This is a genomic window from Streptomyces longisporoflavus (assembly GCF_014649775.1).
Classification (GTDB): domain Bacteria; phylum Actinomycetota; class Actinomycetes; order Streptomycetales; family Streptomycetaceae; genus Streptomyces; species Streptomyces longisporoflavus.
The window spans coordinates 200,884-226,787 of sequence record NZ_BMTR01000011.1 but is presented as its reverse complement, the minus strand read 5'-3'; the positions used below and the strand labels follow the sequence as shown (position 1 = coordinate 226,787).

General features: G+C 71.1%; 28 protein-coding genes. 8 read left to right on the top strand and 20 right to left on the bottom strand.

Annotation, left to right across the window (positions count from 1 at the left end; all coding sequences use genetic code 11):
• Positions 1 to 159: 159 nt before the first annotated feature.
• The gene (locus IE226_RS23460; RefSeq protein ID WP_190083412.1) at positions 160 to 1,395 is read left to right on the top strand and encodes a TerD family protein; all 1,236 of its coding nucleotides are present in this window, start codon (positions 160 to 162) and stop codon (positions 1,393 to 1,395) included.
• A 114-nt stretch (positions 1,396 to 1,509) separates the two neighbouring features.
• Here IE226_RS23460 and IE226_RS23455 read toward each other — a convergent pair whose 3' ends face one another.
• The 5 genes from IE226_RS23455 to IE226_RS23435 form a co-directional block, all read right to left on the bottom strand.
• A complete protein-coding gene (locus tag IE226_RS23455) occupies positions 1,510 to 1,737 on the bottom strand; it encodes a CarD family transcriptional regulator (RefSeq protein ID WP_135329399.1) in 228 nt (75 codons plus the stop codon).
• Positions 1,738 to 1,937: 200 nt separating this feature from the next.
• Positions 1,938 to 2,969, bottom strand: coding sequence for a 1-aminocyclopropane-1-carboxylate deaminase (locus IE226_RS23450; protein ID WP_190083292.1), 1,032 nt, complete (start codon positions 2,967 to 2,969; stop codon positions 1,938 to 1,940).
• A 26-nt stretch (positions 2,970 to 2,995) separates the two neighbouring features.
• Positions 2,996 to 3,640, bottom strand: coding sequence for a GntR family transcriptional regulator (locus IE226_RS23445; RefSeq protein WP_190083291.1), 645 nt, complete (start codon positions 3,638 to 3,640; stop codon positions 2,996 to 2,998).
• 79 nt (positions 3,641 to 3,719) lie between these two features.
• A complete protein-coding gene (locus IE226_RS23440) occupies positions 3,720 to 5,303 on the bottom strand; it encodes a TROVE domain-containing protein (protein WP_190083290.1) in 1,584 nt (527 codons plus the stop codon).
• A gap of 156 nt (positions 5,304 to 5,459) precedes the next feature.
• Complete coding sequence (locus IE226_RS23435; RefSeq protein ID WP_190083289.1) at positions 5,460 to 6,908, bottom strand: alkaline phosphatase PhoX; 1,449 nt, start codon at positions 6,906 to 6,908, stop codon at positions 5,460 to 5,462.
• 112 nt (positions 6,909 to 7,020) lie between these two features.
• Here IE226_RS23435 and IE226_RS23430 point away from each other — a divergent pair, with 112 nt between their 5' ends.
• From IE226_RS23430 to IE226_RS23415, 4 genes are all read left to right on the top strand, one after another.
• On the top strand, positions 7,021 to 7,788 hold the full coding sequence (locus IE226_RS23430) for an SDR family NAD(P)-dependent oxidoreductase (RefSeq protein WP_190083288.1): 768 nt from the start codon (positions 7,021 to 7,023) through the stop codon (positions 7,786 to 7,788).
• A 168-nt stretch (positions 7,789 to 7,956) separates the two neighbouring features.
• On the top strand, positions 7,957 to 8,184 hold the full coding sequence (locus IE226_RS23425; protein ID WP_229871490.1) for a hypothetical protein: 228 nt from the start codon (positions 7,957 to 7,959) through the stop codon (positions 8,182 to 8,184).
• Between the two features lie 61 nt (positions 8,185 to 8,245).
• Positions 8,246 to 9,406: a chymotrypsin family serine protease gene (locus IE226_RS23420; protein ID WP_229871489.1), complete on the top strand. Its 1,161-nt coding sequence runs from the start codon at positions 8,246 to 8,248 to the stop codon at positions 9,404 to 9,406.
• Positions 9,407 to 9,434: 28 nt separating this feature from the next.
• Positions 9,435 to 9,881 (top strand): hypothetical protein, encoded by a 447-nt coding sequence (locus IE226_RS23415; protein WP_190083287.1) that lies wholly within the window; start codon positions 9,435 to 9,437, stop codon positions 9,879 to 9,881.
• A 132-nt stretch (positions 9,882 to 10,013) separates the two neighbouring features.
• Here IE226_RS23415 and IE226_RS23410 read toward each other — a convergent pair whose 3' ends face one another.
• Positions 10,014 to 11,474 carry a hypothetical protein gene (locus IE226_RS23410; RefSeq protein ID WP_190083286.1) on the bottom strand — a complete coding sequence of 487 codons (1,461 nt, stop codon included), beginning with the start codon at positions 11,472 to 11,474 and terminating at the stop codon, positions 10,014 to 10,016.
• A gap of 285 nt (positions 11,475 to 11,759) precedes the next feature.
• Here IE226_RS23410 and IE226_RS23405 point away from each other — a divergent pair, with 285 nt between their 5' ends.
• Positions 11,760 to 13,619 carry a DUF8508 domain-containing protein gene (locus IE226_RS23405; protein WP_190083285.1) on the top strand — a complete coding sequence of 620 codons (1,860 nt, stop codon included), beginning with the start codon at positions 11,760 to 11,762 and terminating at the stop codon, positions 13,617 to 13,619.
• 30 nt (positions 13,620 to 13,649) lie between these two features.
• Here the strand turns inward: IE226_RS23405 and IE226_RS23400 are convergent, their stop codons facing one another.
• The 4 genes from IE226_RS23400 to IE226_RS23385 form a co-directional block, all read right to left on the bottom strand.
• Positions 13,650 to 14,387 carry an SRPBCC family protein gene (locus IE226_RS23400; RefSeq protein ID WP_190083284.1) on the bottom strand — a complete coding sequence of 246 codons (738 nt, stop codon included), beginning with the start codon at positions 14,385 to 14,387 and terminating at the stop codon, positions 13,650 to 13,652.
• A 168-nt stretch (positions 14,388 to 14,555) separates the two neighbouring features.
• Positions 14,556 to 15,134 (bottom strand): antibiotic biosynthesis monooxygenase, encoded by a 579-nt coding sequence (locus IE226_RS23395; RefSeq protein WP_190083283.1) that lies wholly within the window; start codon positions 15,132 to 15,134, stop codon positions 14,556 to 14,558.
• 130 nt (positions 15,135 to 15,264) lie between these two features.
• Positions 15,265 to 15,939, bottom strand: coding sequence for a hypothetical protein (locus IE226_RS23390; RefSeq protein ID WP_190083282.1), 675 nt, complete (start codon positions 15,937 to 15,939; stop codon positions 15,265 to 15,267).
• A complete protein-coding gene (locus IE226_RS23385) occupies positions 15,936 to 16,130 on the bottom strand; it encodes a hypothetical protein (protein ID WP_190083281.1) in 195 nt (64 codons plus the stop codon). The genes IE226_RS23390 and IE226_RS23385 overlap by 4 nt, the downstream gene beginning before the upstream one ends.
• Positions 16,131 to 16,322: 192 nt before the next feature.
• On the opposite strand from IE226_RS23385, the gene dapA reads away from it, so the two are divergent.
• On the top strand, positions 16,323 to 17,282 hold the full coding sequence (gene dapA / locus IE226_RS23380) for a 4-hydroxy-tetrahydrodipicolinate synthase (RefSeq protein ID WP_190083280.1): 960 nt from the start codon (positions 16,323 to 16,325) through the stop codon (positions 17,280 to 17,282).
• 4 nt (positions 17,283 to 17,286) lie between these two features.
• Here dapA and IE226_RS23375 read toward each other — a convergent pair whose 3' ends face one another.
• From IE226_RS23375 to IE226_RS23360, 4 genes are all read right to left on the bottom strand, one after another.
• Positions 17,287 to 17,898, bottom strand: coding sequence for a hypothetical protein (locus IE226_RS23375; RefSeq protein WP_229871487.1), 612 nt, complete (start codon positions 17,896 to 17,898; stop codon positions 17,287 to 17,289).
• Positions 17,899 to 18,016: 118 nt separating this feature from the next.
• Positions 18,017 to 19,006 (bottom strand): 2,3,4,5-tetrahydropyridine-2,6-dicarboxylate N-succinyltransferase, encoded by a 990-nt coding sequence (gene dapD / locus IE226_RS23370; protein ID WP_190083279.1) that lies wholly within the window; start codon positions 19,004 to 19,006, stop codon positions 18,017 to 18,019.
• A 286-nt stretch (positions 19,007 to 19,292) separates the two neighbouring features.
• Positions 19,293 to 19,826 (bottom strand): TetR/AcrR family transcriptional regulator, encoded by a 534-nt coding sequence (locus IE226_RS23365; protein WP_190083278.1) that lies wholly within the window; start codon positions 19,824 to 19,826, stop codon positions 19,293 to 19,295.
• Positions 19,826 to 20,146, bottom strand: a complete 321-nt coding sequence (locus IE226_RS23360; RefSeq protein WP_190083277.1) for a DMT family transporter — start codon at positions 20,144 to 20,146, stop codon at positions 19,826 to 19,828. Before IE226_RS23360 ends, IE226_RS23365 begins: the two co-directional genes overlap by 1 nt.
• 145 nt (positions 20,147 to 20,291) lie before the next feature.
• Between IE226_RS23360 and IE226_RS23355 the strand changes: the two genes are divergently transcribed.
• Positions 20,292 to 21,458: a DUF7847 domain-containing protein gene (locus IE226_RS23355; protein WP_190083276.1), complete on the top strand. Its 1,167-nt coding sequence runs from the start codon at positions 20,292 to 20,294 to the stop codon at positions 21,456 to 21,458.
• A gap of 69 nt (positions 21,459 to 21,527) precedes the next feature.
• On the opposite strand, the gene IE226_RS23350 is transcribed toward IE226_RS23355, so the two are convergent.
• From IE226_RS23350 to sufD, 6 genes are read right to left on the bottom strand one after another with little or no spacing between them, the layout of a single operon-like run.
• Positions 21,528 to 21,863 (bottom strand): metal-sulfur cluster assembly factor, encoded by a 336-nt coding sequence (locus IE226_RS23350; protein ID WP_160504340.1) that lies wholly within the window; start codon positions 21,861 to 21,863, stop codon positions 21,528 to 21,530.
• Positions 21,860 to 22,327 carry a Fe-S cluster assembly sulfur transfer protein SufU gene (sufU, locus tag IE226_RS23345; protein WP_190083275.1) on the bottom strand — a complete coding sequence of 156 codons (468 nt, stop codon included), beginning with the start codon at positions 22,325 to 22,327 and terminating at the stop codon, positions 21,860 to 21,862. The genes IE226_RS23350 and sufU overlap by 4 nt, the downstream gene beginning before the upstream one ends.
• A 15-nt stretch (positions 22,328 to 22,342) precedes the next feature.
• The gene (locus tag IE226_RS23340) at positions 22,343 to 23,611 is read right to left on the bottom strand and encodes a cysteine desulfurase (RefSeq protein ID WP_190083274.1); all 1,269 of its coding nucleotides are present in this window, start codon (positions 23,609 to 23,611) and stop codon (positions 22,343 to 22,345) included.
• Positions 23,608 to 24,372 carry a Fe-S cluster assembly ATPase SufC gene (gene sufC / locus IE226_RS23335; RefSeq protein ID WP_190083273.1) on the bottom strand — a complete coding sequence of 255 codons (765 nt, stop codon included), beginning with the start codon at positions 24,370 to 24,372 and terminating at the stop codon, positions 23,608 to 23,610. The genes IE226_RS23340 and sufC overlap by 4 nt, the downstream gene beginning before the upstream one ends.
• A 5-nt stretch (positions 24,373 to 24,377) precedes the next feature.
• Positions 24,378 to 24,695 (bottom strand): bifunctional 3-phenylpropionate/cinnamic acid dioxygenase ferredoxin subunit, encoded by a 318-nt coding sequence (locus IE226_RS23330; RefSeq protein WP_190083272.1) that lies wholly within the window; start codon positions 24,693 to 24,695, stop codon positions 24,378 to 24,380.
• Positions 24,692 to 25,873, bottom strand: coding sequence for a Fe-S cluster assembly protein SufD (gene sufD / locus IE226_RS23325; protein ID WP_190083271.1), 1,182 nt, complete (start codon positions 25,871 to 25,873; stop codon positions 24,692 to 24,694). The genes IE226_RS23330 and sufD overlap by 4 nt, the downstream gene beginning before the upstream one ends.
• Positions 25,874 to 25,904: the final 31 nt, after the last annotated feature.

Genomic DNA, 25,904 nt, shown 5'->3' with positions numbered 1-25,904 from the left:
CCCCTTCCCGAAACCGGGGCTCCGCCCCAGACCCCGCTCCGCAAACGCCGGAGGGGCTGAACTTTCAGTCCCTCCGGCGTTCTGGGGGCACGGGAAAGAAACTTCCGTGGGTAAGGGAACGGCAAAGCCGGGACGTTCGTTACCCCGGACATGACCGCTATGACACCCGGCTCGAACATCCCTCTCACCGCCACCCGCGTGGCGGTGGACGTCGCCGCACCGGTGCGGCTCGACGTATCGGGCCTGCTGCTCACTTCCGACGGCAAAGTGCGCTCCGACGACGACTTCATCTTCTTCAACCAGCCCGCGGGCCCCGGCGTGACCTACCAGTCGGGCGGCGGCACCACCCCCGACAAGATCACGGTGGACACCGCCGCCGTGCCCGCAGGCATCGAGAAGATCGTCGTCACCGCGAGCCCGGACGCGCCGGGCCAGACCTTCCAGGGCATCGAGCCCACGGCCACGATCCGCAACGCGGACGACGGTTCCGTGCTCGCCACCTTCACGCCCCCGCAGCTCGGCGGCGAGACCGCCCTGGTGATCGTCGAGGTCTATCTGCGCAACGGCGCGTGGAAGGCACGCGCGGTCGGCCAGGGGTACTCGAACGGCCTGGCCGGCATCGCGACGGACTTCGGCGTCTCGGTCGAGGAGCCCGCGGCCCCGGCCGCCCCCGCCGCCGCTCCGGCCCCCGCCCCCATGGCGCCCCCGTCCGGCGCCCCGGTCCAGGGCCCGCCCCCGCCGGTCGCGGATCCCCGCCTGGCCGCACCGGCGGCGCCCGCCGCTCCCCCGGCGCCCGCGGCTCCCGCCCCCGGTGCCGGAAAGATCAACCTGGACAAGGGCCGGGTCAGCCTCCAGAAGAACCAGACCGTGTCCCTGGTCAAGGGCGGCCAGCCGCTCCTGTCCCAGGTCAAGATGGGCCTCGGCTGGGAGCCCGCGTTCCGCGGCAAGGACATCGACCTGGACGCCTCCGTCATCGCGTACGGCCCCCAGCGCAACCACGTGGACAGCTGCTACTTCGGCAAGCTGTCGATCGTGAACGGCGCGATCAAGCACTCCGGCGACAACCTCACGGGCGAGGGCGGCGGTGACGACGAGGTGATCGTCGTGGACCTCGGCCGTCTCCCGCAGGACGTGACGGGTCTGGTCTTCACGGTGAACTCGTTCTCCGGCCAGAAGTTCACGCAGGTCGCCAAGGCGTACTGCCGTCTGCTCGACGCGGCGACGGGCGAGGAGCTGGTCCGCTTCGACCTCACCAACGCCGAGGCGCAGACGGGCGTGATGATGGCCAAGCTGATCAAGCAGTTCACCGGCGAGTGGGAAATGACCGCAATGGGCGACTTCGTCAAGTCACGCACCGTGCGCGGAATGGTGAAGCCGGCGGCGCAGGCGCTGTAGCCGGGACAGACAGTGGTCGGCATGTGCAGGGGCGGCCGGCGATGAGGGGATGAACCCTCGTCGCCGACCGCCCCTTGTCGTGCGGTGCGAACACGCCCGCGGGCGTACGTCAGATCAGAGCTTGGCCAGCTTCGGGTAGGGACTCAGGAACCGTCCCTGGCGGCCTGCGAAGTCGATGACCACTGCTTCCTCGCCTTCGACTCCGACGATGCGTCCGAGTCCGTACTGGTCGTGAGAGACCCGGTCGCCCACGGCGAACTGCTCGATGGGCGGTGCGGGCGGCGGCGGAACGTTAAAGGGGCTGTTCGGCAGGTGGCGTCGGGTACCGGGGGGCCTCGTCATGTTCCGAGTATGCGCCCTCGGGACCCCGCCGCACCATGCTCCGAGCTCACACGGTCCTCACATCGGCATCAAACCGACACACAATCCAGGTTTTCCCGTAGCGTTACGTAGTTGCTTCGTGGCACCGCGCGCACATGTGTGCCCCACGGGCCCCGTCGGACCTCCAGCGCCCTTTCCCGCCACCGCGCGGAGGCCAGGGGTCAGAACAGGGCGCTGTAGGCGTTCAGGGCGGGCTGTCCGCCGAGATGGGCGTACAGGACGGTCGCGTCGCGCGCGATCTCGCCCCTCTCCACCAGATCGATCATCCCGGCCATCGACTTCCCCTCGTAGACCGGGTCGGTGATCATGCCCTCCGTGCGGGCCGCGAGCCGCATCGCGTCGAGGGTCCTCTCGTCGGGGAGCCCGTAGGTACCCGCGTGATAGCGCGGGTCCAGTTCGATGTCGGAGTCCTTCACCGCTGTCTGCACGCCGATCAGTTCGGCCGTCCCGCGCGTGATCCGGGCGATCTGCTCGCGGGTCCGGTCGGGGTCGGCGGAGGCGTCGATGCCGAGGACGCGGCGGGGTCGGCCGCCCTCCTCCTCCAGCGCGGCGAACCCGGCGACCATCCCCGCCTGCGTGGACCCGGTCACCGAGCAGACCACGACGGTGTCGAAGAAGACCCCCGACTCCTCCTCCTGTTCCGCCACTTCGTACGCCCAGCGCGCGAAGCCGAGACCGCCGAGAGGGTGCTCGGAGGCACCGGCCGGTATCGCGTACGGCTTGCCGCCCGCCTCCTCGACCTCGCGCACCGCCTGTTCCCAGCTCTCCTTGATCCCGATGCCGAATCCGGCGCGTACGAGGCGTACGTCGGCGCCCGCGAGCCTGCTGATCAGGATGTTGCCGACCTTGTCGTAGACGGCGTCGGGCCAGTCGACCCAGCTCTCCTGCACGAGCACGCACTTGAGACCGGCGCGGGCGGCGACGGCCGCGACCTGGCGGGTGTGGTTGGACTGGACGCCGCCGATCGACACGAGGGTGTCGCAGCCCTGCGCGAGGGCGTCGGCGACCAGGTACTCCAGCTTGCGCGTCTTGTTGCCGCCGTACGCGATGCCGGAGTTGCAGTCCTCCCGCTTGGCCCAGAGCGCGGCGCCGCCGAGGTGGTGGCTGAGGCGGTCGAGGGGGTGGACGGGCGAGGGGCCGAAGAGGAGGGGAAAGCGGGCGAAGGAGTCGAGGGATGCGGAAGAAGCGGACACGGGTGCCTCCGGGCGGTGCGGTGTCTTCAGGGGTGGGCGAGGTCTTCCAGGACGCGCCAGATCCGCGTGGTGACGGCCGCCGCCGCGTCCGCGTCGCCGTCCGCGCACGCGTCGATGAGCCGCTCGTGCAGTTCGGCCGATCCGCAGGTCACGCCCTCGCCGAAGCGCTGCCTCTCCAGACGGCGGATGAGCGGGGTGTAGCGGGCGATGGTGGCGGCTGCCGCGCTGTTGCCGCAGACCGCGACGAGGACGCCGTGCAGGTCGTCGTCCGCCCGCAGGGCCTCCTCCACGTCGCCGGACGCGACGGCCGCGGCGAACCGGCGGTTGGCGTCGCGCATCGCGTACAGGTGCGCGGGCTCCAGGCGGGGCACCGCGCCGCGGGCGACGAGTTCGTGCATGGCGCGGACCACGGCCGCCGCGTCCCTGACGTCGGCCGCGTCGAGCGGCGTCACACGGGTGTGGCTCTGCGGTTTGGTCTCCAGGAGCCCCTCGTCGACGAGGCGCGCGAAGGCCTCCCGGACGGGCGCGCGGGACAGGCCGAGCGACGCGGCGAGGTCGGCGTCCCGCACGACGCTGCCCGGCGGGATCTCCCCGCCGACGATCGCGTCACGGATCGATGCGTACGCCTGGTCCCTGAGGAGGGTGCGGCGCACCGGTTGCATGGCTCCCATGCATTGAAATGTTAGATACCAATCTCCGGCGCGGACAAGGGGCTTGAGGTCACCGACCCTCAAGCCCCCCGGTCCTCGCTCACTCCCGCGTCCACGGCCAGTCGCTCGAAGAACCCGCCTCGATCAGCTGCACCATCCGGAAAGCCGCGTCCGAGAGGCCCCCGAACACATGGCGGTTGCCCGTGCCGGACTCGCCGTGGCCCACCCGGTAGCCCGCGAGGTTCCAGGTGTAGACCGGGACGTTCGCCGGGACCTGCTCGGTCGGATCACCGTGGTAGTTGTACGCCGCCTGCTCGTCGGTGACGATCAGGACGCGGTCGTGCTTCTTGTAGAAGCGGCGCACCGCCTCGGTGGTGTTCGTGCCGCCGAGGCTGCCGAAGCGCTCCAGGACCTTCAGGACCGACTCGCCCTTGCGGTACTTCACCCGGGCGCTGCTCGTGCCGAACTCGACCAGGTCCGCGTGCTCCGCCCGCAGCGCGAGCGCCGTGCCGAAGACCGCGGCCGCGTCCGCGCGGTTGAGCTGCGAGCGGTCCGAGAGCGGCGACCACATCGAGCCCGAACGGTCGACCAGGATCAGCGAACGGCCGGTGAGCGCGGGCACGTTGCCCAGCGAGTGGCCGAGCGCCTGCTCGAGCGGGTACGCCCAGCGCAGCGACGGCGCGTGCTGGTACGCCGCGAGATAGCGGAAGGGGAACTGTCGCGACCTCGCGACCTCCGCCGGGTCCGCGAGCTTGGCCGCGACGACTGCCGCCGCCTCGTCCGAGACGCCTGCCTCGTCGAAGTTGCGGAGGTTGCGGACCAGCGCCATCGCGCCCATGGACGGAATGATCGCTTCCCAGGCCGCCTTGTCCATCGGCCCCTGCAGCCAGCCCGCGAGCGCCTCCCACGTCACGCCCGCCGCGGCGAGCCGCTCGGCGCCGCCCGCGCCGGTGACCACCGCGCGCCGCTCGGCGACCGGTACGGCCATCAGCTCGCGGTGCGCCGCGAGGACGCGGGCGGAGGCCGGCGGTACGGCGGTGTCGGGGTGGTGGCGGCGGTCGAGCGCGTACCGGAAGAGGTCGCCCTGCCACGGCTTGTCCGGGTCGGGTGCGGCGTGCACGAGGTTGAGGATGTCGCCGAAGCGGTAGCCCTTGGCCGCCGTGTCGTACTTGAGCAGCGCCCTCTCGCCGTACAGCCGGCGTACGGCGTCGGCGATGCCGCGCTTGACGGGCTTGGGGATGTTCCGGCCGTACGTCGCCGTCCAGTACCCGAGCAGCTCGCCGGGCTCGTCGGGGCGCCGCAGCACGGAGGCGACGACCCGGCGGTTGGCGGGGCCTTCGGTGGCGCCGGCGTCGAGGCGCGCCTTGACGTACTCGGCGGCGCCGACGATCGAGGCCGTGCGCATGTTGCCGTCGCCGCGCAGCCAGCCGAGCAGGCCCGCGACCCACTGGGGGTCCTGCACGGCCAGGCGCCGCACGAGCGTGGCGAAACGGTCGTCGCGGGTGTTCCCGGACTCGTAGAAGGTCTGCTGGGAAACGAAATTCGCCACCGCGAGCAGAAAGAGCTCGGAACGGGGATCGCGGAGACGGCCGCGACCGCCCTCGTGTGTCGCCGCGGTGCTCCCGGTCGACTTCACGACGGAAGTGACCAGCGCCTTGGCGGACTTGGTGTTGAAGCGTGCCATGTGAATTCCCCCGAATTCAGAATTTCCGCCTCCCGAGATCAAAGTGGCGGCGGCGTGGTTTCATCAGAAGAAGTAGCCGCCGCCCGCGCACCGGGAGGAGTTTCACTCTAAGAGAGTGGTAATTCGGGGGCCAATTGTTTTTCCGGGGGCCGTCGTTCAGGGGCGTCGGCGTCGCCAGGGGCCCGTGATCGCGAACATGATTCCGGGGGTCTGGATGTTGGCGTAGAGCGTCTTGCCGTCGGGCGAGAAGGTGACGCCGGTGAACTCGCTGTAGGAGGGCTTCTGGGGGGTGCCGCCGTTGAGTTCGTTGCGCGCGATCGGGTACGTACGGCCGCGCTCGGTCGCCCCGAAGAGGTGCTGGACGCCGTCGCCGTCCTCGGCGATGACGAGGCCGCCGTACGGGGAGACGGTGATGTTGTCGGGGCCGTCGAACGCGCCGTCCTCGGCGGGGTCCTGGTCGACGCCGAGCAGGACCTTCAGGGTGAGGGTGCGGCGCGAGGGGTGGTAGAACCACACCTGCCCGTCGTGCCGGACGGGGCTCTCGTCGCGGGCGAACGAGGCGACGATGTAGACGCCGCCGTCGCCCCACCACATGCCTTCGAGCTTGCGGGCGCGCGTGATGTCGCCGTCGTCGAACTGCTCGCGCACCGGGACCGTGCGGGCGTCGCGGTCCGGGACCTCGACCCAGTCCACGCCGTACACGGTGCCGATCTTGGTCGCGCGGGAGAGATCGTCCACGAAACGGCCGCCGGAGTCGTAGCACTTGGGCGCCTTCAGGACGCCGGCGTCGTCGGAGAGGGTGCGCAGCTTGCCGCGGCCGTGCTTGAAGCCGTGCGGCGGACTCCAGCGGTAGAGCAGGCCGTTCGGCCCCGAGGCGTCCTCGGTGAGGTAGAGGTGGCCGCGCTTCGGATCGACGACGACGGCCTCGTGGGCGTAGCGGCCGAGGGCCTTGATCGGCTTGGGGGCGCGGTTGGCACGCCGATCGTGGGGGTCGACCTCGAAGACGTAGCCGTGGTCCTTGGTCATGCCGTTCTGGCCGGCCCGGTCCTCGGTCTCCTCGCAGGTCAGCCAGGTGCCCCAGGGAGTGCTTCCGCCCGCGCAGTTGGTGGCGGTGCCCGCTATGCCGACCCATTCGGCGACGTGTCCGTCGCGGCGGACCTCGACGACGGTGCAGCCGCCGGCCGCCGCCGGGTCGTAGACGAGGCCCTCGGTGAGCGGGACCGGGTGCGGCCACTTGGACCGGGGGCCGCCCAGCTCGTGGTTGTTGACGAGCAGGGTCGTGCCGCGCGGACCCTCGAAGGTGGCCGTCCCGTCGTGGTTGGACGGCGTGAATTCGCCGCTCTCCAGCTTCGTCTTCCCGCTGTGGGTCAGGACGCGGTACGAGAATCCGGCGGGCAACGCCAGCAGGCCGTCCGGGTCGGGGACGAGGGGGCCGTATCCGGGCGCGCCGCGCAGCGCGTCGGTCTCGTCGGTCCCGCCGTCCGTCGTCTCCTCGGCGGCGAGCGCGCCGGGCGCGGTGGCGAGGGCGCCGACGCTGCCGGCCAGGGCGACCCCCGCGCCGGTGATCGCGGAGCGTCTGGTGAAGTCCCTGCGGGTGAGCGACACGATGTCTCCTCGGGGCGGGTCCGTACGAGCGGCCGGGCTGCTGTCGGCGTCACGTTCCCGCTCACGTATAAACGGCGGTTGAACACTGTTCGACGTCGAGGGGCTTCCTTCCATGAACCTGCCGGCCACCGACCGCCGCGTCCTGATCAGCGGGGCCTCCCGAGGCCTCGGGAGAACACTCGCCCGCGCCTTCGCCACGAACGGCGACCGCGTCGCGGTGCACTTCGGCTCGCGCGAGGAGGACGCGCGCGCGACGCTCGCCTCGCTCGACGGCGAGGGGCACGTCCTGGTGGGCGGGGATCTGTCGGACCCGGCGGGCGCCGCGGACGTCGCCGGGCGGGCCGTCACCGCGCTCGGCGGCATTGACGTCCTGGTGAACAACGCGGCCGTGAACCTGCCGCACCCCCTCGCCGACACGTCGTACGAGGACTGGGCGGCGCTCTGGCAGCAGCACGTCTCGGTGAACCTCCTGGCCACGGCGAACCTCAGCCACCTGGCGGCCCGCGACATGATCGACCGGGGCACGGGCGGCCGGATCGTGAACATCGGCTCGCGCGGCGCGTTCCGCGGGGAGCCCGACCACCCGGCGTACGGGGCGACCAAGGCGGCCGTGCACGCGCTCGGCCAGTCCCTCGCCGTGTCGCTCGCGCCGTACGGGATCGCGGTGGCGTCCGTGGCGCCCGGCTTCTTCGAGACGGAGCGGGTGGCGCACCGGCTGAGCGGCGACGAGGGCGCGGCGATCCGTGCGCAGAGCCCGTTCGGGCGTGCGGGCACGGCGGAGGAGATCGCCGCGGCGGTGCTGTGGCTGGCCTCGCCGGTCGCGGAGTGGGCGTCGGGCACGGTTCTGGACCTCAACGGCGCTTCACATCTGCGTACATGAGCCATGGGTCGGCGCACATGAGCCATGGGCGGGAAGAGACTTCGTAAACAAGGTCGACAGGCGCGGATCACCCGTAAAGCCAAGATTTCGTGCCAAACGCCTTGACCCGCCATCCGCACGGCAATAGACATCCCCTACCTGCATCACCCATTGGGGGAGGCGAGCCGCGTGGACGCTTCGCAGGCACGCAGCCTTCATGAGGGCCCGCTGATGAAGCTGGCCAATGTCACCGGTGTCGGCATCGGGAAGGACGAATTCTCGGGAGCGGACGTGATCGTCGTGTTCGTCGTCCGCAAAGTGCCCCGTGACCGGCTCCGGGACGAAGACGTGATTCCGGAAGAGCTCGAAGGCATCCCCGTGCGCGTCCTCGCCATCGGCGAGCCCACGGCGCAGTAGGACGGCCTGCGGAGGCCCACCGGAACTCCACCCTTCAACCAAGGGGAAGAGGTGGTCTGGCGTGGTGCGCCAGCCCGAATTGATGCGAGGACCCACCGGCGGTCAGCTCAGTGACAGCTCGCGCCGGCAGGCGACGGGTGACTTCCTGGGCCCCCAGACGTCCCCGGCCAACGTCGTCGGCTTCGGCCACGGCGTGAAGTGGGTCGACGGAGAGCCCACCGGCGAACCCGCTGTCATCGTGTTCGTGACCCAGAAGGTTCCGGAGTCCATGCTCCCGGAGCGGGATGTCATCCCCGCCCAGATGGACGACGGCACCCCCACCGACGTCGTCGCCGTCGGCCACGTCGCCGCGCAGCGCCAGCAGCGCAAGTCGTCCGGCCGCACCGAGGACCGCTCGATGACGTACGGCCCCGACGGCGGCGCGAGCGAGCAGCTCGCGGGCTATTCGCAGCCCATGCTGGAAGAGCGCGGCGGACTCGGCGCGTTCGAGCCGCAGCTCCTCAAGCGCCGCATGCGCCCCTGCCCCTCCGGCGCCTCGGTCGGCAACGTACGCGTGACGGCCGGCACGCTCGGCAGCGTGGTGTACGACTTCCTGCCCGGCGCCTCCGTGGACCCGCCCGGCGCGGGCCTCGGCGTACCGGCGAAGTTCTACGTCCTGTCCAACAACCACGTCCTCGCCGACTCCAACCGCGCCCAGCTGGGCAGCGCGATCGTGCAGCCCGGTGTCTTCGACGGCGGCCAGGACCCGGCCGACCGCATCGCGACCCTGGAGCGCTTCATCACGATCCAGTTCGCCCCGCAGATTCCGCCGGAGCGGCACAACAACGTCGTCGACGCCGCGCTCGGCACCGTCGACTTCCAGGACGCGACCCGTGAGACGTACTTCAGCGGGGCGCCGCGCGCCTGGCGCCGCAAGGCGAACGTCGCGGTCGGCGACCTGGTGAAGAAGACCGGCCGTACGACCAACATCTCCTTCGGCCGGATCATCGCCGTGGACGCCACCATCGACGTCAACTACGGCACCGCGGGCACGGCCCGCTTCAAGGACCAGATCCTGACCACGAACATCTCGGCGGGCGGCGACTCGGGGTCCCTGGTGACCTCGCTCGACAACGTCGCGCTCGGCCTGCTGTTCGCCGGTTCCTCGACCGTCACCGTGCTCAACCACTTCGAGAACGTCCGCGCGCTGCTGCGGGTCGAGGTCTCCGAACAGCTGGCCTGACCGGTCGCACCGCGAGAGGAGGGGTTCCATGACCACTCAGGCACGCAAGCAGAAGGGCCAGGCCCGCGGGGAGCACCGTTTCCACAATCCGCAGGGCGCCGAGGTCAAGACGCGCGACGAGGCGTTCGCCGCGCCCATGGACGTGTCCGCCGAGGCGGTCACCACCACCCGCAAGCTGGAGCTGCACAACGGTGCGATCACCTTCGCCATGGAGGTGAAATTCAACCCGAACACCTACCCGCACGTGGTGACCGGGGGCCAGATCACCTCCGGCATCTGCGGCGCCCCGTGGGAGATCACGGGCGGCATCATGGGCGACACGATCCGCCTGGACGCCAAGCGCACGGGGCAGGGCTCCTGCGCCGACACGGTCACGATCGTCGGCGAGTACCAGAATCCTCCGGCGTACCGGGGAACGTACGGCTTCAACGGCGCGACGTCGTCGTTCAAGCACACGACGCTGTACCAGTGCTGATCTGAGCTGAGCTGAGCAGCGCAGTGGCCGGGCCGCGCACCGCGGCCCGGCCACTGTCGGTGTCTGTCTGGGTCTGTCTGGGTTTGTCTGGGGCTGCCTGGGGCTGTCTGGGTCTGTCGGCGTCTACCGGCGTCAGACGCCCTGCTGCGAGCGCGCCTTGAAGGCCGCCTTGCGTGCTTCCTTGGCCACCTTCTTGTCGGGGTGCAGCCGCCCCATCGCCTCCAGGACGTCCGCGGTGGCGGGGTGCTCGACCCGCCAGGCGGCGGCGAAGAACCCGCTGTGCTGCTCGGAGAGCCCCTCCACGAGCCCCTGCAACTCGTCCGAGTTGCCCTCGGCGGCGAGCTGCGCGGCGATCGTGTCGATGGTCAGCCAGAAGACCAGGGCCTCGGAGGGCGGGGGCACATCGGCGGCCCCGTGCTCGGCCAGCCACACGCGGGCAAGGCCGCCGAGCTCGGCGTCGTCGAGCACCTCCCTGAGGGCGGGCTCCGCGCCGTCGCCCACCAGCGAGAGCGCCTGCTGGCACCGCAGCCGCCGCAGCGGCGCCCCCTCGTCCCCGCCGCGCGCGGCGGCCAGCAACTCCCGTGCCGCGTCCAGCGGTTCGTGCCGGGCGAGCCACAGCTCGATCTCGGCCTGCGCGGCGGCCTGCGGGAAACCGGCCGTCCCCGCGAGCAGCGCGTCGGCGCCCTTGTCCGCGAGGTCGCCGACCGCGGGGGCGTCCACACCGGCCTCCAGCATCCGGGCCCGGATGCCGTACACACCGAGCGGGGTCAGCTTGACCATGCCGTACCGCGAGACGTCCTCGTCGTCGTCCGGGAGCGGCGCTTCGGCCTCGTCGATGTCCACCATGAGGGCCTCGTCGACCGGCTGGTACTCGACGAGCCCCAGCGGCTCGAAGAGCCGGAACTGGTCGTCGAGCTTCATCATGGCGTCCGACACCTGCTCCAGGACGTCGTCCGTCGGCTCGCCCATGTCGTCGGGCACGAGCATCGACGCGGCGAGCGCGGGCAGCGGCACCGGCTCCTCGCCCGCTCCGGCGTCACCGGCGGTCAGCAGGTAGAGGTTGCCGAGCACGCCGTCCAGGAAGTCCGCCTCGGCCTGCGGGTCCCAGCCGAGCTCCTCGAAGTCGATCTCGCCGTTCTCCTCCAGGACGTCCAGGAGGTTGTCCATGTCGGGCACGGTCGCGTCCCCGTACACGGTGTCCAGGGCGCCGAGCCAGACGGCGAGGATGTCCTGCGGGCTGCCGGAGGTGAGCGCGGCGAGGTCCTCGCCCGCGGTCACCGTCCCGGGGGCGTCCTCGCCTTCTTCCTCGTCCGCGTCCGTGACGTCCACCAGGCCCGTGTCGACGGCCACGCGCCAGGCCTCGCTCGCGTACGCGGCGGCGTCCGGGTCGTTCGCGTCGAGGCCCAGCTCCGCCGCGGCGGCCGGCAGCTGCTCCTCGACGAGCTCACCGCCCGCCCCGACACGCGTACCCGGGCCCGCCCAGCGGGCGAGCCGCGCGGCGCGGGAGAGCAGCGGCGAGGCGAGCGCGGCCCGCGCGAGTTCCGCTTCGGAGTGCAGCAGCACCGGCGGCAGGGTGGCGGGACTTACGGACATCGGCTGATTCTCCTCCGAAGGATGGGGCCTCCCCTGCTCGAGCGATGTCGGGAGCCCGGGGAGGGACGGCTGGGCTGAAGCCTAGACGGATTTGGGCGCATGCCGCCCGGTTCATGTCCCTGTCAGGAGACATACACGGTGAGAACACCCGCCGAACCTTGACAACTCCCCTGGTCACGCAAGAGATTGACGCGCGTAGAGCGCCGGGCACCCACCGGTTCGCCTCACCCGCCTCATACGTACTCACCCCTCATATACGTACTCACCCTCATCCGGAGTCTCTCCATGCCGTACATATCCCGTGCCACCCGGCCCGCCGCGAGATCCGCCGCCGTCTCCGCCGTCGTGGCCGCCGCCCTCGCGGCCGGCCTGCTCGCCGCGAGTTCCCCGTCCGCTTCCGCCGCCGAGGTGCAGGTCCACGACATCCAGGGCGCCACCCGCCTCTCGCCCCTCGCCGGGCAGCAGGTGACGGACGTGACGGGCATCGTGACCGGCGTCCGCTCGTACGGCTCGAAGGGCTTCTGGCTCCAGGACCCCGAGGGCGACAAGAACCCCGCGACCAGCGAGGGCGTCTTCGTCTACACCGGCTCCGCCGCCCTGACCGTGCGGGCGGGGGACGCGGTCCGCGTCTCCGGGACCGTCGGCGAGTACGTCCCCGGCGGCCAGTCCTCCGGCAACCAGTCCCTGACCCAGATCACCAAGCCGACGGTGACGGTCGAGTCGTCCGGCAACGCGCTGCCCGCCCCCGTCACGGTGGACGCGAAGACGGTGCCCTCCGCGTTCGCGCCCGACGGCGACCCGGCCGACGGCGGCAGCATCAACGCGCTCCCGCTCAAGCCCCGCTCGTACGCCCTGGACCGCTACGAGTCCCTGGAGGGCATGAACGTACGCGTCGGCACCTCGCGCGTGGTCGGCGCCACGGACCCGTACTCGGAGCTGTGGATCACCGTGAAGCCGCACGAGAACGCCAACCGGCGCGGCGGCACGGTCTACAAGTCCTACGACGACCAGAACACCGGGCGTCTCCAGATCCAGCAGCTGGCCCCGGTCTCCGAGCAGCCCTTCCCGAAGGCGAACGTCGGCGACACACTGACCGGCGGCGCGGCGGGGCCGCTGGACTTCAACCAGTTCGGCGGTTACACGCTGGTCGCGCGGACGCTCGGCAAGGTCACGGACAAGGGCCTTGAGCGGGAGACGACGCGGCGGCAGGCCAAGGGTGAGCTCGCGGTCGCGACGTACAACGTGGAGAACCTCGACCCCACCGACCCGCAGACGAAGTTCGACGCGCTCGCCGGGGCCGTCGTCTCGAATCTCGCCTCGCCCGACATCCTCGCCCTGGAGGAGATCCAGGACGACAACGGCGCGAAGAACGACGGGACGGTCTCGGCGGAGGCGACCCTGAAGAAGTTCACGGACGCGATCGTCGCCGCGGGCGGGCCGCGGTACGCGTGGCGGTCCATCGACCCGGAGAACAACGAGGACGGCGGCGAGCCGGGCGGCAACATCCGCCAGGTGTTCCTCTTCAACCCCGAGCGGGTCTCCTTCACCGACCGGGGCACCGGGGACGCGACGACGGGCACGGACGTCGTACGTTCCGCCGGGCGCGCCGCGCTGACTCTCTCCCCCGGCCGTGTCGACCCCGCGAACGCCGCGTGGACGGACAGCCGCAAGCCGCTGGCCGGTGAGTTCAGCTTCCGCGGGCGGCCCGTGATCGTGGTCGCCAACCACTTCGGGTCGAAGGGTGGCGACGAGGGCCTGACCTCGCACCACCAGCCGCCGGTGCGGTCGTCGGAGGCCAAGCGGTTGCAGCAGGCGCAGGCCGTGAACTCCTTCGTGCGGGATGTGCGCAAGGTGCAGAAGAACGCCGACGTGGTGGTCGTGGGTGACGTGAACGACTTCGAGTTCTCGGCGACGACCGACGCCCTGGAAGCGGGCGGCGCGCTGAAGTCCGCCGTCAAGTCCCTTCCCCGGTCGGAGCGTTACTCGTACGTCTACCAGGGCAACGCCCAGGTCCTCGACCAGATCCTGACCAGCCCCGGGGTGGGCGGCGCGGGCGCCTTCTCGTACGACAGCGTGCACATCAACGCGGAGTTCGCGGAGCAGAACAGCGATCATGATCCGCAGGTGCTGCGGTTCCGGCCGTAGTCCGGGGCGTGGGGCCGTCGGGGCCGCTCGCTAGCCGTAGAGCCTGAGCAGCCAGTCGCGCCAGGCCAGTTCGGTGCCCTTGGGGTCCGCGTGCGGGGCGAAGTCGTGGATGCTCAGGGCCACGGGGGCGCCGAAGTGGTTGCGGCCGAAGAACCGCAGGAGCGCGGTTTCCGTCCGCAGGCCGATGAAGTGCCGGCTGCGGAAGTCGATCATCGCGTCGAGGTGTTCTCCGGGGGCGTCCACACGGACGCGGGCGCCCTCGGAGGCGTCGTCGGGCAGGCCGAGGCGTCGGCCCAGCCTGGCGAAGGCGTCCGGGGCGGCGGCGGGGGCGGGGCCTTCGAGTGCGGTGAAGGTGACGGGGAGGCCGGGGAAGTACGTGAGGTACTGGCGCAGGGTGTGCAGATAGAAGTCGGCGTGCTTGCCCGCCGCTTCGCACCTGCCGTCCCAGTCGTCGGTGAGGATGCCGCTGTGTTCGTAGCGGACCCAGGAGCGGCGGCCGCCGTCGCGGGGCTCGATGGTGTGGTCGAGCTGATCGAGGGTCTGGCCGGGCGGGAGCGTCTCGGGGTTCTCTACGCGGCCCGTCAGGCGGTGCGGCGGATCCCAGCGGGTGACCGTGCCGCCCGAGGGGGCTGCGCCGCCTTCGCGGGGTTCGTACTCCATGGGCCACAGCCAGCCGCCGGTGCCGGTGGTGAGCGCGTCCCAGACCACGGCGGGAGAGGCGTCGACCTCGAACTCCCGCGCTATCTCGAACTCCTTGCCGGTGGCCATGGCGACTCCCTGGTGCTGCCCGGAGGGCCGAGGTCCCCTGCGCCCGCCCCCGCACGGAGATTCCACCGTCCCACCGCCGAATATTTTCGTCCAGGGGATGCCGGGGCGGACGCCGGGCCTCCGGCGGTGCGCGGCGAAAGCGGAGCGCGCGCGACGCCGGCCGTGCGCTCAACGGCGCGGCCGGAAGTGGTACGCCAGGCGGTACCTGCCCTCCTCCGGCAGCCCGTCCCCGCTCTCGAACTCCGCGTAGCGGATCACCCGCGCGCCGTCCGTCGTCTCGTGGAAATGGACGGAGATCAGCCCCGGCGCGGCCTCCGGCACCCCGCCCTCCGCGCCGGCGTCCGCCTCGGTGATGACGACCGCGTCGGCCACCCGCTCGTCACCGGCGGCCCGCGCCACACCGCCCCGCAGCCGCGTCTTGTTCAGCCCGAGACGTTCGATGCCCGGCACGGCCGCGTCGATCTCGGCGTTCCGCTCGTCCCTGCCGCGGGCGAAGAAGTCCTGGTACGCCTCGTCGTCCCGCCACTGCGAGCGATGCGCCACCGTCGAGCCGTCCGCACCCGCGTACACGGTGTAGGAGAGCAGCCCCGCGTGCGGCCACGGACGGCTCGCCCAGGCTTCGGCGATCGCGTCGACCGCCGCCCGCTGCCGCTCCGGCGTGCCCGTGCTCCACGTGCTGAGGAAGACGAGACCGCCGTCCGCGCGGGCCGGGTCGGGGAGGGTCGTGGCATCGGTGAGGGTCTGCATGGCCTGCTCCTTCGGTGTGTGGGCGGGGTTCCGGCCCGCGACCCACACACTGCTACCTCAAGTGAACTTGAGGTCAACCCAGGAGATGTCCGCCGCACCGATCAGGCCAGAGGCCGTGCCGCTCCCCCTTCTACCCCTTTCCCTTCTCGTCTTCCGAAAGGCGAGCCAACTCGCCCTGGAAGAGGTCGAGTCGGGCCTGGAGGAGCGCCGCCTCGGCGACCAGTTCGGGCACTCCCAGGGCCTCGGCGGGCGTTCCCGGCACGGTGTCGGGGCGCGCCGCGGTGACCGTGAGCCCCTCCCCCGCGAGACGGGCGAACTCCGTGAGCCGCAGCGACATGCGCTTGCCCACGCAGGCACCGCACGCCCCCTCGACCACCCGCCACCCCGGCCTGCCCCATCCTGCGTCGGCGAGGACCGCCGCCCGCGCACCGCAGCCGCACGGCCGCACGGTGACGGTGCGCACCCGCTGGCGCGCGTACCGGAAGCCGCGCTCGAAGCGGATGTACGCGCCGAGCACCGTCACTTCGAGCAGCGCCGCCCCTCGGTGCTCGCCGGTGCACAGGAACGCCTCCGCCGCGGCGCGCTCGTGGACGCAGTGGAATCCGCAGTCGCAGCGGCGGTGCGGGGCCTTGTGCCGCCGGCCGTAGACGCAGTGGGCCGCGTCGAGGACGCCGTAGGGCAGGGCCGCGCCCAGGGAGACGCCGGTGAACCCGGCCCTGGCGCCGTCGTGGGACAGCGCCAGGCGGGCGATCTTGTATCCGGTCGGCGGCTCCGTCGGGCGTTCCTCGGGGAGCCGCAGCCTCACCGGACTGCCGGAACCCCGGCCACGGGCCTGTCGGCTGCGGGCCGCCCGGCCGCCGCCACCTGTTCGGACTCCGCCTCCGTGGGCCGCTCGGACTGTTCGTGCCGCTCGGGCTGCTCGGGCTGCTCTTGGCGCAGGCGGTCCTGCGGGGCTTCTTCGGCGATCCCGGTGGCGAGTGCTTTGCCCAGCCTCATGACGCCTCCTGTGACCGGCCGCGGTGCCGCGCGGCCATCCATCGACTACCGACGTCCCCATGGTGGCCCATACGGGGGCGAGTTGGCAGTAGCGCGCGACTGCCCACTCGCCGCCATTTCGTAGCGTTCCTGTCGCTTATCTCGTAGCAGAATTAAGTGGAGCTTCAGCGTCGGCGTACCGACACTGCCTTTATGACCTCTCCCCCAGCTCGCCCAGCTCCTTCAGCTCGCTCGGCTCCTTCAGCGACGCCTCCCCCTTTCGGTCGGGCCCTCTGCGCGATGGTCACGCCCTTCACGGCGGACGGGCTGCTCGACCTCGACGGGGCCCGGCTGCTCGCCGAGCGTCTGGTGGCCGAAGGCTGCGACGGGCTCGTGCTCTCCGGCACCACCGGCGAGTCCCCCACCACGACCGACGACGAGAAGGCCGCACTCGTACGGGCGGTGGCCGAGGCGGTCGGCCACCGGGCCGCGATCGTCGCGGGTGTCGGCAGCTTCGCGACACGGCACACCGTCGAGCTGGCGTTGCAGGCCGAGAAGGCGGGCGCGGACGGCCTGTTGGTGGTCACGCCGTACTACAGCAGGCCACCGCAGGACGCCGTCGAGGCGCACTTCCTGGAGGTCGCCGACGCGACCGGGCTCCCGCTCGCGCTGTACGACATCCCCGGGCGCACCGGGACCCGCATCGAGCCGGAGACGATGCTGCGGCTCGCGGAGCATCCGCGGATCGTCGCCGTCAAGGACTGCGCGTACGACCTGATGGGCACCCAGAAGGTGCTCTCGCGCACTGACCTGGCCTACTACACGGGCTGCGACGAATCCATCCTGGCGCTGTACGCGGTGGGCGGCGCCGGGTACATCAGCACGGTGGCCAACGCCGTGCCGCGGCAGCTGCGTTCGATCATCGACGCGTTCGACGCGGGCGACACCGAACGGGCCCGGCGACTGCAGCGGCAGTCCATGGAACTCATCGAGCTGATGATGGGCGCGGGCCTGCCGGGCGCGGTCACGTCCAAGGCGCTGCTCGACGCCCTCGGCCTGCCCGCGGGCCCCGTCCGCGCACCGCTGCACTCCGCAGGCCGGGAGGCGACCGGCGGGCTGCTCGCGGCGTACGAGGCGCTGCGGCAGGCGTCCCGCGGAAGCTTCAGCTCGTAGCGCCTCAGCTCGTGGCGGGGAAGCCGCCTGCCTTGGTCCAGGTGAGCTTGTCGGTGCCCCGGCTGAAGGTGGCCTTCTTTCCGCCCGGCGCGACGGCGATCTTCTCCCAGCCGTCGAAGTCCTTCGTGAGGTGCGTGGCCCACTTCGTCAGCGGGCCCGTGGCGACCGCGGCGACCGACTCGGTCGGCGGTTCGCCGTCCGCGCAGTACACGCCGAAGTCTCCGAAGGCGGCGACCGTGCCGTCCTTGGCCTTGAGCGTGATGCCCTGGCAGGCGTCGGTCTTGGTCCCGTGGACCAGGGCCGACTTGGACCAGCCCTTGGCCTTGGGGCTGTAGTCCTGGGCCAGGAGCCCCTTGCCCTTCATGTAGTGCATCGCCACGCGCCGCCCGTCGGCGAGCTTGACCTGTGCGTCGAACGGGCTCGGGCTGCCGCTCCAGGGAATGTCGCTCTTCTCCAGCGGGTAGCGGTGGTCACCGGCGGAGGCCCGGCTCACCTGCTGCGCGGCCCCGCCGCCGGCGTCCTTGCCCTGCCCGGCGCTCGCACCGCACCCGGCGACAAGACCGAGCGCCGCCACCGCGCCCAGGGCCATGGCCCGCACACCAACTCGCCGCATCACGCTCTCTCCCGTCGTCCCACGCGGCCCGCGCACGCGTGACAGGGCAGCTTACGCACGCCACGACGCGAAGAGCGCCCTCCGGTGTGGACCGAAGGGCGCTCCCGGCAGAAGGCGGTGCTCAGTTGTGGCTGTGCAGCACGTCGTTCAGGCCGCCCCACACCGCGTTGTTCGGGCGGGCCTCGACGGCGCCGGTGACCGAGTTACGGCGGAAGAGGATGTTCGAGGCGCCGGAGAGCTCGCGGGCCTTGACGATCTGCCCGTCGGGCATGGTGACGCGGGTGCCCGCGGTGACGTAGAGACCGGCCTCGACGACGCACTCGTCGCCCAGCGCGATGCCGACCCCGGCCTCGGCGCCGATCAGGCAGCGCTCGCCGATGACGATGCGGACGTTGCCGCCGCCGGAGAGGGTGCCCATCGTGGAGGCGCCGCCGCCGATGTCGGAGCCGTCGCCGACGACGACGCCCGCGGAGATGCGGCCCTCGACCATCGAGGTCCCCAGGGTCCCCGCGTTGAAGTTCACGAAGCCCTCGTGCATGACGGTCGTGCCCTCGGCGAGGTGCGCACCGAGCCGGACGCGGTCGGCGTCGGCGATGCGGACGCCCTTCGGCGCGACGTAGTCCGTCATGCGCGGGAACTTGTCGACGGAGGTCACCGCGAGGTGCAGGCCCTCGGCGCGGGCGTTGAGCCGCACCCTCTCGACGTCGTCCACGGCGACCGGGCCGAGCGAGGTCCAGGCGACGTTGGCGAGGAAGGCGAACTGGCCGTCGAGGTTCACGCCGTGCGGCTTGACCAGGCGGTGCGAGAGCAGGTGCAGCCGGAGGTAGACGTCGTGGGCGTCCACGGGCTTCTCGTCGAGGGACGCGATGACCGTACGTACGGCGATGGTCTCCACGCCGCGACGGGCGTCCGGGCCGATGGCCTTGGCCGCGCCGTCCCCGAGCAGCTGCACGGCGCGCTCGGCGGTGAGCCGCTCGGTGCCTGCGGGGCCCGCTTCGGCGACGAGCTCGGGCGCGGGGAACCAGGTGTCGAGGACGGTGCCGTCGGCGGTGACGGTGGCGAGGCCTGCGGCGACGGCGCCGGTGGTGCGGGAAGCGTTCGTGTCGGTCATGGGGAAAACCTAACCGGCGGCACACCACCCGAGCGAACCGGTCTCAGTGCCCGGGCCACCACCGGCACCGGCGCCCACCCCCACCGAGCCAAGCCCTCGCCCCACCCCAAGGACCACACACCCCACCGCCCAACCAAGCACCGCCCACACCAGCCGCAGCAGCCCCCTCACCGCCGCCGTACACCGTCCCGTACCGCTTCCCGCCGCGTACGCCCGCCCGGACGCCTGTCCGCCCGGCCGGGCGGCAGTCCCCGGAGCCCGTCCCGCCCTTCCGGCGCGCGCCCGCCTAGAGCAGCCGGTCCAGCATTTCGCGCGTGTAGACCGGGTCGTACTCACCGCCCGTGAGCAGCACCTGGAGGGATATCCCGTCCATCAGCGCGACGAGGGCGCGCGCCGTGACCGGGTCCGTGCGTCGCTCGAGCACTTCGGCGAGCCCCGCGCACCACTCCGCGGCCACCGGCCGCAGCGCGGGCCTGCGCAGGGCGGCGAGGTAGAGCTCGTACTCCAGCTCGACCCCTGACCGCTCCCCCGCGAACCAGTCGCCGAGAATCCGCGCCAGCTCCGCCGCGAGGTCGGCCTCGGGGTCCTCGAACGCGCGACCAGCGGCCATCACCTTCGCGAACCCCTCGTTGGACTGCCGCAGCGCGGCCACCATCAGCTCGTCGAGCGTCTTGAAGTGGTACGTCGTGGAGCCGAGCGGCACATCGGCCTCGGCGGCGACCGAGCGGTGGCTGAGCCCGCCGATACCCTTCTTCCCGACCACGCGGATCGCGGCGTCGATGATCCGCTGGCGGCGTTCGGGGTCGTACCGGCGGGCCATCAGTGGGCACCGCCGAGGTTGAGCAGGACGACGCCCGCGATCACGAGGGCGATCCCCGCGATCTTGGCCAGACCTGCGGACTCCCCCATGAAGATCATGCCGATGGCGGCGACCGCGGCGGTCCCGATCCCGGCCCAGATCGCATAGGCGGTGCCGACCGACAGCGTCTTCAGGGTCTGCGCGAGCAGGGTGAAGGCGATCAGATACCCCGCGACGGTGATCACCGAGGGCCAGAGCTTGCTGAACCCCTCGCTGTACTTCATGGCCGTCGTCCCGGCCACCTCCGCCACGATCGCGCCGGCCAGCAGTCCGTATCCCATGCGTACGAGAGTACACAACGTTGCGTACGGGCGTACATAACGAGGCCGATCGAACCGGCTAAGGTAACGCGACCGCTGTGGGGGGCCACAGGGAGCGCACGCGGGGCACCGCACGGAAATACGGAGCTACGGAGCACAGGGGCGAATGTCAGACACAGGGTGGGGACCTCAGGGACCGCAGGGACCAACAGGGCCGCAGGGACCGTACGGCGGGCAATACGGCGGACCGTACGGCGGCGGCTGGTACGGCGGAGGCTGGCCCGGTGGCTGGGCTCCGCCGCCCCCGCCGCCCAAGCCGGGCGTCATCCCCCTCGCCCCGCTGAGCGTCGACCGCATCCTCGCCGGCACCTTCACCACGATGCGCCGCTACGCGAAACCGCTGTTCGGCACCGCGCTCGCGGCATACGGCCTGCTGCTGGCGGTCGTGGCGGCCGCAGCCGTCATCGCCTACGTCACCGTCCGGGACCACTGGCACGCCCTGTCCGAGCCGGGCTCCACCTTCTCCTGGGACGACGGCAGACCCGCCCTGATCGCCTTCGGCGCGGTATGGCTGCTCGCCATGGTCTGCACGCTGGCGGTCAACTCGTTCATCCAGGCCTCGTGCGCGGCCACGCTGCACGAGGCGGTGCTCGGCCGCCCGGCGACCTTCGCGGCGGTCTGGCGCCGGGCGTGGGCGCGGACGCCGTCCGTGACGCTCGTGACCCTGCTGCTCGCGTTCATCGTGATGCTGCCGGTGGGCGCGTGCGTGCTGCTCTTCGCGGGCCTTTTCGTCTTGCTGCTCAGCGGGTGGGCGGTCCCCTTCGGCGCGCTCTTCCTGCTGCTCCTCGTCGTGACCCCGCTCGCGGCCTGGTTGTACGTCATCTTCGCCTTCGCCCCCGCGGCCGCGGTCCTGGAGACAGCGGGCCCGCTCCAGGCCCTGCGCCGCTCCGTACGCCTGGTCCGCGGCGCCTGGTGGCGCACGTTCGGCATCTCGCTGCTCGCCGGGTTCATCGTGGGCGCCGTGTCCCTGGCGGTGCGCCTCCCCCTCCAGTTCGCCGCGCCGACCCCGCCCTCGGTGGACCCGGACAGCTCCACCTCCGCGGTCCTGCTCGACCAACTGCGTTCCCAGTTCGGCCTGTACGCGGTGTTCACCCTGGCCGCCACCCTCGTCACGCAGCTGGCCGCCAGCGTGTTCCTGCCCCTGGTGACCGCCGTGCTCTACATCGACCAGCGCATCCGCAAGGAGGGCCTGGCCCACACGCTGGCGCAGGCCGCCGCCGAGGACGCCGAGGACCAAGCCGAACGGGGCGGCGCCCTGAGCTCCGCCCCGTGAGCCGAAAACGGTTCGGCCCCCCGCGCCAGATGCGCGGGGGGCCGAACCGTCAGTACTGCCGAAAAAACCTCAGACGTTGAACCCGAGCGCCCGAAGCTGCTCGCGGCCGTCGTCCGTGATCTTGTCCGGGCCCCACGGCGGCATCCAGACCCAGTTGATCCGGAGCTCGTTGACGATGCCGTCGGTGGCGGACTTCGCCTGGTCCTCGATGACGTCCGTCAGCGGGCAGGCCGCCGAGGTGAGCGTCATGTCGATCGTCGCGATGTTCGCGTCGTCGACGTGGATGCCGTAGATCAGGCCGAGGTTGACGACGTCGATGCCCAGCTCGGGGTCGACCACGTCGTACAGCGCCTCGCGGACCTCCTCCTCGGAGGCCGGCTTGGTCAGGGTCTCGTTCTCGCTCATGCGGTCTTCCTCTCAGCGACGTCGGTACCGAGTGCCTGTGCCGTCGCGTCCTTCCACGCCATCCAGCTCAGCAGAGCACACTTCACACGCGCCGGGTACTTGGAGACCCCGGCGAACGCGACGGCGTCCTCAAGGACCTCCTCCATCGCGTCGTCCGGCTCCAGCTTGCCCTTGGACTGCATCAGCTCCAGGAACACCTCCTGGACCTTCTGCGCGTCGGCGAGCTCCTTGCCGACCAGGAGGTCGTTCAGGACGGACGCGCTGGCCTGGCTGATGGAGCAGCCCTGGCCCTCGTACGACACGTCGGCGATCGTCGACCCGTCGTACTTCACGCGCAGCGTGATCTCGTCGCCGCACGTCGGGTTGACGTGGTGCACCTCGGCGTCACCCTCGCGCAGACCGCGCCCGTGAGGGTGCTTGTAGTGGTCCAGGATGACTTCCTGGTACATCGAATCCAGCTTCACGTCCCGGTCAGCCCCTCAGCCGAAGAAGTTCCGTACGTGCTCCAGGCCGTCGATCAGCGCGTCGATCTCGCCGGGCGTGGAGTACAGATAGAACGACGCTCGCGTGGTCGCAGGAATTCCGTAGCGGAGGCAGACGGGGCGGGCGCAGTGGTGACCCACGCGGACCGCGATGCCTTCCTCGTCCAGAACCTGGCCCACGTCGTGCGGGTGGATGTCGCCGAGCGCGAAGGAGATCGCGGCGCCGCGGTCCTCGGCCGTGGTCGGGCCGATGATCCGGAGGTCGGGGACCTCCAGGAGGCGCTTGACCGCGTACTCGGTGATCGCGTGCTCGTGAGCGGCGATCTTGTCCATGCCGATCGCGGAGAGGTAGTCCACGGCCGCGCCCAGGCCGACGGCCTGGGAGACCGGGGGCGTGCCCGCCTCGAACTTGTGCGGCGCGGGAGCGTATGTCGACGAGCTCATCGACACCGTCTCGATCATCTCGCCGCCGCCGAGGAACGGCGGCAGGTCCTCGAGCAGCTCCTGCCGTCCCCACAGGACGCCGATGCCGGTCGGGCCGAGCATCTTGTGGCCGGTGAAGGCCACGAAGTCGGCCTGCAGCGCCTGCACGTCGAGCACCATGTGCGGGGCGGCCTGCGAGGCGTCGATGCAGACCAGCGCGCCGACCTCCTGCGCACGGCGGATGATCGCCTCGACGGGGTTGTGCGTGCCCAGGATGTTCGAAACCAGGACGAAGGAGACGATCTTCGTCTTCTCCGTGATGATCTCGTCGATGTTGGACAGGTCGAGGCGGCCGTCGTCCGTGAGACCGAACCACTTCAGCTTCGCGCCCGTGCGCTGCGAGAGCAGCTGCCACGGCACGATGTTGGAGTGGTGCTCCATCTCCGTGATGACGATCTCGGTCTCGTGGTCCACGCGGTAGGGCTCGTCGGCCCAGCCCAGCATGTTGGCCACGAGGTTGAGCGACTCCGAGGCGTTCTTGGTGAAGATCACCTCGTCGCGGCTCGGCGCGTTGATGAACGCAGCGACCTTGTCACGGGCGCCCTCGTAGAGCGCCGTGGCCTCCTCCGCGAGGACGTGCACACCGCGGTGGACGTTGGCGTTGTGCTGCTCGTAGTACTCGTTGAGTACGTCGAGCACCTGGCGCGGCGTCTGGGACGTCGCCGCGTTGTCCAGGTAGACGAGCTTCTTGCCGTCGTGGATCGTGCGATCCAGGATCGGGAAGTCCTTGCGGATCGCCTCGGTGTCGAGGAGGCCGGAGAGCCCCTGGTGGGCCACTGTCACGCGGATGCGCCACCCTTCGTGTAAGCCTCGTAGCCCTCGGCCTCCAGCTTGTCGGCGAGCTCGGCGCCGCCGGACTCGGCGATGCGGCCGTTCGCGAAGACGTGCACGAAGTCGGGCTTGATGTAGCGCAGGATGCGCGTGTAGTGCGTGATCAGCAGGGTGCCGACCTCGCCGGTGTCGCGGACGCGGTTGACGCCGTCCGAGACCTGGCGCAGGGCGTCGACGTCCAGGCCGGAGTCGGTCTCGTCGAGGATCGCGATCTTCGGCTTGAGGAGCTCCATCTGGAGGATCTCGTGGCGCTTCTTCTCACCGCCGGAGAAGCCCTCGTTGACGTTGCGCTCGGCGAAGGCCGGGTCCATCTGGAGCTGCTCCATCGCTCCCTTGACCTCCTTCACCCAGGTGCGCAGCTTGGGGGCCTCGCCGCGGATCGCCGTCGCCGACGTACGCAGGAAGTTGGAGACCGAGACGCCGGGGACCTCGACCGGGTACTGCATGGCCAGGAACATGCCGGCGCGGGCGCGCTCGTCGACGGACATCTCCAGGACGTCCTCGCCGTCGAGGGTGACGGTGCCCTGCGTGATCGTGTACTTGGGGTGACCCGCGATGGAGTAGGCGAGCGTCGACTTGCCGGAGCCGTTCGGGCCCATGATGGCGTGCGTCTCGCCCTGCTTCACGGTGAGGTCGACGCCCTTGAGGATCTCCTTCGTGGCGTTGTCGGCCTCGACGGTGACGTGCAGGTCGTGGATTTCAAGCGTTGCCATGTGCCTCAGGACTCCTGGGTGAGGGAGACGAGCACATCGTCCCCTTCGATCTTTACGGGGTATACGGGGACGGGGCGCGTCGCGGGGAGGCCGGACGGCTTGCCGGTGCGGAGGTCGAAGGCGGAGCCGTGCAGCCAGCACTCGATCTGGCAGTCCTCCACCTCGCCCTCGGAGAGGGAGACGTTCGCGTGCGAGCAGATGTCGTTGATCGCGAACACCTCGCCCTCGGTGTGGACGACCGAGACCGGCGTGCCGTCGAGTTCCACCCGCTTCGGGGTGTCCTCCGACAGCTCGCTCAGTCCGCAGGCGCGTACGAATGTCATGCCGCGGACGCCTCCAGCTCCTCTTCGATCTTGGTGAGGAGGCGCTCTTCGACGTCGGGCAGGCCGATCTGCTGGATCAGCTCGGCGAAGAACCCGCGGACGACCAGGCGGCGCGCCTCGCCCTCCGGGATACCGCGCGACTGCAGGTAGAAGAGCTGCTCGTCGTCGAAGCGGCCGGTCGCCGAGGCGTGGCCCGCTCCGACGATCTCGCCGGTCTCGATCTCCAGGTTCGGCACGGAGTCGACACGGGCGCCGTCGGTCAGAACGAGGTTGCGGTTCATCTCGTACGTGTCCGTGCCCTCGGCGGCGGCCTCGATGAGGACGTCGCCGATCCACACCGCGTGGGCGTCGTCGCCCTGCAGCGCGCCCTTGTAGATGACGTTCGACTTGCAGTGCGGCTGGTTGTGGTCGACCAGGAGGCGGTGCTCCTGGTGCTGGCCGGCGTCGGTGACGTACAGGCCGAGGAGCTCGGCCTCGCCGCCGGTGCCCGCGTACTCGACGCGGGGGTGCAGGCGTACGACGTCGCCGCCGAAGGTCACGACGACCGACTTGAAGGAGGCGTCCCGGCCGATCAGCGCGTTGTGCTGCGCGATGTGCACGGCCTTGTCGTCCCAGTCCTGGACGGAGACGACGGTGAGCTTGGCGCCGTCGCCCAGGAGGTAGTCGACGTTGGCGGCGAGCACGGCGTCACCGGTGTGGTCGATGACGACGAGGGCCTCGGCGAACGCGCCCACCTCGATGACCTGGTGCGCGAAGGCGGTGCCGCCCTCGCCGTGCACGGCGATGCGGATCGGCTCGGTCAGGACCGTCTCCTTGGGGACGGTCACGACCGAGGCCTTCTCGAAGGAGCTGTAGGCCTGCGCGGCGACGCGGTCGACGGGCTTGCCCGCCTTGCCCACGCGCGCGTCCTCGCGGCCGACGGTCTCCTGGGTCACGCCCGCGGGGGCGCTCACCTCGACGCGGATGCCGCCGGTGGCCACAGCCGTGCCGTCGTGCAGCCCGCGAAGGCGCTCCAGCGGCGTGAACCGCCACTCCTCCTCGCGGCCGTGGGGGACGGGGAAGTCCGCCACGTCGAAGGACGGGGGAGCGCTCATACGGGTGGCGACGGTGGACTCGGCGGCCACCGCGATCGATCCGGCGGTGGTGGACCCCACCGGGATGTTCTGAGCCTCAGCCATGGCTGTCGTCGTGCTCTCTCTCTGGGTAAGA